The sequence below is a fragment of the Halomonas sp. 3A7M genome, assembly GCF_014897875.1.
Taxonomy (GTDB): Bacteria; Pseudomonadota; Gammaproteobacteria; order Pseudomonadales; family Halomonadaceae; genus Vreelandella.
In genome coordinates this window covers 1-5920 of the sequence record NZ_JABUZD010000068.1, presented here as the reverse complement: position 1 = coordinate 5920, position 5920 = coordinate 1, and the positions used below count along the sequence as shown (strand labels likewise).

Genomic DNA, 5920 nt, shown 5'->3' with positions numbered 1-5920 from the left:
TAAATCGAGTTATCCGTTGCCAGCACCGTGCGGTTGGCATAGTCAGGGGCAATCTCGCCTTCGAAGCCACGAGCGCGCAAGGCGTCGAGAAACGCAACATAGCCACTTCGCACTGCCACTTCGCTGACCATTGCGATCATGCTTTGAGCGTCTCCAGCGCCTGCTCGATGAGCCCTAGCCCTTCTGCCATGACGTCTGGTTCAGTGGTCAATGGCGGCAATAAGCGTAAGACATTACGCTTGCGGCCACTGGGCATTAGCAAAACGCCAGCATCACGCCCCGCAGCCAATAGGTTAGCTAAGTGCTCTCCCCCCGTAGCATTGTCGGTATCTTCAAAGACGATACCGCGCATCGCGCCAACACCGGTCATGGCTCCTAGCATGGGAAAACGCTCGCTTGCTTTCCAGCGCTGGTAAGCACTCACAATCGCCGCTTCTTGGGCATTACCCCATGCGCTTAGCGCCTCGTCTTGCATGATATCCATCACTGCCAATGCAGCTGCACACGCGACCGCATTGCCTGAATAGGTACCTCCCAACGCGCCTTTGGGTAAAGCATCCATTAACTCTTTACGCCCTACCAAGGCGGCCAGAGGAAGACCTGAGGCAATGCTTTTTCCTAACAGAAGCAGGTCAGGCTCGATGCCGAGGTGACTGAAGCCAAAGCGTTTACCGGTTCGTCCGAAGCCTGATTGGATTTCGTCACAAATCAATAAAATACCGTGCTGATCGCAGATTTCCCGCAGCGCTTTCGCAAACTGGGGGCAAAGTAAGCGAAAACCACCTTCCCCTTGAATGGGTTCAACGACGACGCACGCCACTTCACTGGGGGCAATTTCTACGTCAAATACACGCTCTAGGGCCGCTAGCGACTGCTCGGCGGATATCCCACTATCCTGGCTGGGGAACGGCAGGTGATAAACCGGGCCAGGTAGCGCGCCTAAACCGGCTTTATAGGGCTTAACTTTGCCGTTCAAATTGAGTGCGGCCAAGGTGCGGCCATGGAAAGCATCGTCAAAGGCAATCACGCCCTGGCGACCCGTGACACCACGGGCCACTTTCAGAGCATTTTCAGTCGCTTCCGCACCACTGTTCGTCAACATACATCCCAGCGGATAAGAAACCGGCACAAACTGGTCAAGTCGCTCTACGACAGAGAGGTAGCCACGGTGCGGCAAGGCATTAAACGCTGAATGCATGAGGGTATCGACCTGAGCCTTGACGGCCTCGACCACCGCTGGATGGCCATGCCCCAGGTTAAGCACACCAATACCGCCAATAAAGTCGATATAGCGCCGCCCTGATTCGTCCCACACCTCTGCATTACGCCCTTTAGTAATGCAAACGGGGTGGAGGATGCCTAATGCACTGCTGACGTTGGGAAGGTCCATCGTCGTAAACGCTCCTGAAATTACCAAGTGTTCGCTTATCAAACAGGTTCAAGTAGCAGATCACAAACGAAAAAAAACGCTAAATGTATGCCCAATAGGAATGCATAGAAAATAGCCGATTGATTTAAAAGCGGGAACGGTCGCCGCCTAGCACAGGCACGCGTTGCTGGCACCTATGACACTAAAAATATTAAAAAAATTTAAAAGGAAAGCAGCGTGCCGGGCGTACTGACATAAATCGCAAACCATTGATTATGAAAAGTATTTATTAATGCTGAATCGCATGACAAAATGGAATGCGTACGCAACTTAATTTCTTTTGTCTGTCGGGCGGCATACGTGAACAATAGCCAGCTACTTTTTCGCGCTCTTTTCGCTGACCGATCCCCAGACGGTCGGCTTGCGAGAATTGCTAAGCAGAATTTTATTATAAATAATTTAATTAGCAGGAGTTAACATGAAAAACATTACCTCTAAAGTGCTTTCATCAAAAGTGCTATCACCAAAAGTGCTATGCGGCGTTGGCGCGACTCTTCTGTTGGCGGGTTGTGGTGGCGACAGCAAACCTAATATTGCTATTGGCCCTCCTGCCAGCACCACTCAAGGCGTTTCCCAACTACTTTTTGATGCCTACGGTATTGGTAGCGATAAGTACAATACCTATCAAGAAGGCTTTGGCGCTGCACTCGATGGTGTGCAAGATGGCAACATCGATATTTCTATCGGTATTCTTGGTTTACCTTCTGGCAGCATCGAGAACTTACAAGCCTCAAGTGGTGATGCACGCCTAATTAGCTTAAGCGATGACGCTATTGACTATATTGAAGAGAACAGTGCCTATAAGCGCTTTACGATTCCCGCTAATAGTTATGCGTTCCAAAACGAAGATGTAAATACTATTACGGCTTATGCCATTTTAGTTGGCAACACAAATACTATTGATGAAGAGCTGGGTTATGAATTAGCGCGTTTAATGCATGAACATGCTGAAGAAAACACGCACTCTCAATCTGCGTTCATTACCCTTGAAAATGCGCTCAATGGTTCGGAAGGCCTCCCCATTCACCCCGGTGCTAAAAAATATTACGAAGAGCAAGGCCTCACCGTAAATAACCCGGTTGCGGAGCTTGGCGAAACTGAAGCCAAAGAAGAGTTTATTTTAGGTACCGGTAGCCAAGGCGGCACTTACTACCCACTCGGCGGTGAGATGGCCACCATTTGGAACCGTTACCTGGAAAACTATAACTTCACCAATATTGAAACTGGCGCTTCAATCGAAAACTTAGTGAGCATTCGTGATAACGGTATGGATCTCGGGATGACCGTACACGCACCGGCACAAGATGCCGTTGCCGGACGCGGAGAGTTCGAAAGTGGCGCGATTGATAACGTCGCCTTTATCGGGCACATCTACCCTGAAGTCATTCAGATTATCACCCGTGAACGCTCCAATATTGACAGCCTAAGTGATCTAACTGATTGATGTTCCCTTTTCGCCGCTGGCTAAGCCAGCGGCGTTATATGTATGAGGTTTAATCGTGGATAAAAAAAAACTCCTGACGAAGCGGCGCTTTTAGAAAAGTATGATCGTGAGTCACAAGTACGCTCTGCACTACAGCTAGGCAAGTGGGGCTGGATAATCACCCTAATGGGTGTATCACTGACGTGCTTTCATCTCTATACCGGTTATTTTGGTACGCTACCGTCACAGCAGCAAGGCGCTGTCCACTTAGGGCTTGCCTTGGGGATGATCTTTATCTTATTCCCTGCAACGCGCGGTGCGGGCAGGCGTAATGGCGTGCCGTGGTACGACGTAATACTCGCCTTCGTAGCCACTTTTGCCGCCTACTATAAAATCCTGTTTTATGAAGAAGTCCTGCGTGCAAGGGTTACGGGCTATTCAGCCGTTGACCTAACGATTGCCGCACTCGGTGTGCTGTTTGTACTAGAAGCAACTCGCCGTACTGTAGGAATGCCAATTGTTGTCATGGCCACGTTGGCAATTCTCTATGCGCTGTTTGGCAACTTGATCCCCAGTCCTTTGCTTTCTCATCCTGGCTTCTCTCTTGAGCAGGTGTCTCCCTACTTATGGTTTAGGGAAAGCGGCGTTTTTGGTACGCCCCTGCAAATATCGGCGCGCTTTATCTTCTTGTTCTTGTTTTTTGGCGTTGTTCTGATGCATACCGGCGTCGGCCGATTCTTTAATGACTTAGCCTTTGCGTTAACCGGGCGCTTTACGGGTGGTGCCGGTAAAGCCGCCGTTATAGCAAGTTCGCTGCAGGGTATGATTTCGGGAAGCTCTATCGGCAACACCGTGGCTTCTGGCTCTTTCACTATTCCTATGATGAAAAATGCCCGTTTCAAGCCCGAAGTAGCAGGAGCTGTCGAAGCGTCAGCCTCTACCGGCGGGCAGATTATGCCGCCTTTAATGGGGGCTGCGGCTTTCATTATGGTGGAGTATGTGGGCGTCTCTTACCGTGAAATCATGTTCTCGGCGCTGATTCCCGCCATTCTCTATTTTGCGGGTATTTTTATCGGGGTGCATTTCGAAGCCAAACGTCATCGCATTCTCGGCCTCCCCAAAGATCAATTGCCCAGCAAAAGTAAGCTGATACTGTCCAAAGGCTACATGTTGCTGCCTTTGCTCGTCATTATTACGACTATTAGCATTGGCTTTACCGCGCAGCGCGCAGCACTTCTGGGTATCGCATGTGCATTTGCTGTCAGTTTGGCCCGCAAAGAAACACGCCCTTCGCTAAAAGATATATTGGTTATTTTTGAGAAAGGGGCGCGCGTGGCACTGCCAGTCATCGCAGCGGTCGCTTGCGCAGGCATTATCGCTGGCGTGGTAGGCATGACAGGCATGGGGTCAAAATTTGCTGCTGGCATTATTAGCTTAGCGGATGGCGTTTTGATACTTGCGCTGTTGTTCACGATGATTGCCTGTATTGTCTTGGGCATGGGATTACCCACAACAGCAAACTATGTGGTTACTGCTACGATTGCCGCACCAGCACTGATTAATGAGTTCGGCCTTCCGCCAATGGCAGTGCATTTGTTTGTCTTTTATTTCGGCATCATCGCCGATATTACGCCTCCCGTGTGTTTAGCCGCGTTTGCGGGTGCAGGCATTGCACAAGCCAACCCCATGAAGACCGGCTTTACGGCGGTTAAATTGGCGATTGGTGCGTTTATTATTCCTTATGCCTTCATTTATAATCCTATGCTGGTATTAGTCGAACCGACGCTGTTGGGACTGTTAAGCGCACTGTTCTTTTCACTCGTAGGGATTATGGGCGTCAGTAGCGCACTACTCGGTTACTTTGTACGTGATTCCTTCTTCGGGGAGCGTCTGGTACTGTTAGTCGCAGGGCTTGCCATGGTGGTTCCCGAGTTGCTAACCAGCGGCTTAGGCTTGCTTGCCATGGTGACAGTGGGCTGGCTTCAATCGCGCCGACCTGATAAATCCCAGGAGGCTGCAACGCTCGCCCAATGAGCCACTATAAAAACCTAGCTTCCCCCCGGCGCTTAGGCGCCGGGGCGGCTTTCAGGTCATCAGGAGCGCCAGGTTTGGCATCACGCAATCTTCCTTCTACGGCGGCTATGCAATGCTTTGAAGCAGCCGCACGCCATATGAGTTTTACTCGAGCAGCAGATGAGCTAAACCTCACCCAAAGTGCTGTCAGCAAACAAGTCGCGCACCTTGAGGCCACCTTGCAACACAAGCTATTTCGTCGCGTGCGACGCAGCCTGCTGCTAACCCCAGAAGGGGCCATTTTTTTAAGTGACGTACGCAAAGTGCTCACTCAAATTGAGATGTCGACGCAAGCGATAATGACCTACAGCGGTAATAGCGAGGTTCTTAAAATCGCCACCTTACCTAGCTTTGGTAGCCGCTGGCTGGCCAATAAGTTGCCCTCCTTTCTAGCCGCCAATCCAGGCATTAGTTTGGAGTTTCATGACCGCGTAAAAGATTTCGATCTTGAGCAGCAAGATATCGATATTGCTCTGTTTTATGGCCATGGCAGTTGGCCAAGCCTTGCTTGCCATAAGCTTATTGATGAGGATATGGTCGCGGTTGCTTCCCCAGAGTTGCTCGCTCGGCACCCCATTCAGTCAGTGGATGACTTAACACAACTGCCGCTGCTGCATCTCTCAACACGCCCTGACGCATGGCATCATTGGTTTGCAAACCAAGAGATCATTACTGACCGTAGCTATCATGGCACCCGCTTCGAGACCTTTCCTATGCTGGTGCGAACGGCAATGGCAGGCGGTGGGGTCGCCCTGGTTCCTCACTTTACCGTCGATGAAGAATTGGAAGGTGGCCGACTGGCCGTTGCTTGGCCATATCGGTTGCTCAGTGAGAGTGCTTATTACCTTGTTTACCCTGAACACTTAGGGGAACTCGCCAAAGTGCGACGCTTTGTAGAGCATATTACCCAGTTTAGTGATTGATACTGACACAATACTACGCACTGCTATGTTATACCTGAATCCGTGAAGCTGGCGCCGATACTTTCCCTATCA

4 protein-coding genes are annotated in these 5920 nt (G+C 50.5%); 3 read left to right on the top strand and 1 reads right to left on the bottom strand.

From position 1 onward, the window contains the following. Positions 1-136: 136 nt before the first annotated feature. Positions 137-1390 carry a 2-aminoadipate transaminase gene (locus tag INT19_RS06005; protein ID WP_193060115.1) on the bottom strand — a complete coding sequence of 418 codons (1254 nt, stop codon included), beginning with the start codon at positions 1388-1390 and terminating at the stop codon, positions 137-139. A gap of 457 nt (positions 1391-1847) precedes the next feature. On the opposite strand from INT19_RS06005, the gene INT19_RS06000 reads away from it, so the two are divergent. From INT19_RS06000 to INT19_RS05990, 3 genes are all read left to right on the top strand, one after another. After that, positions 1848-2873, top strand: a complete 1026-nt coding sequence (locus INT19_RS06000; RefSeq protein ID WP_125752336.1) for a TAXI family TRAP transporter solute-binding subunit — start codon at positions 1848-1850, stop codon at positions 2871-2873. 153 nt (positions 2874-3026) lie between these two features. Continuing rightward, positions 3027-4886, top strand: a complete 1860-nt coding sequence (locus INT19_RS05995; RefSeq protein WP_146945345.1) for a TRAP transporter permease — start codon at positions 3027-3029, stop codon at positions 4884-4886. Positions 4887-4960: 74 nt separating this feature from the next. Continuing rightward, positions 4961-5848 carry a LysR substrate-binding domain-containing protein gene (locus INT19_RS05990; RefSeq protein WP_193060114.1) on the top strand — a complete coding sequence of 296 codons (888 nt, stop codon included), beginning with the start codon at positions 4961-4963 and terminating at the stop codon, positions 5846-5848. Positions 5849-5920: the final 72 nt, after the last annotated feature.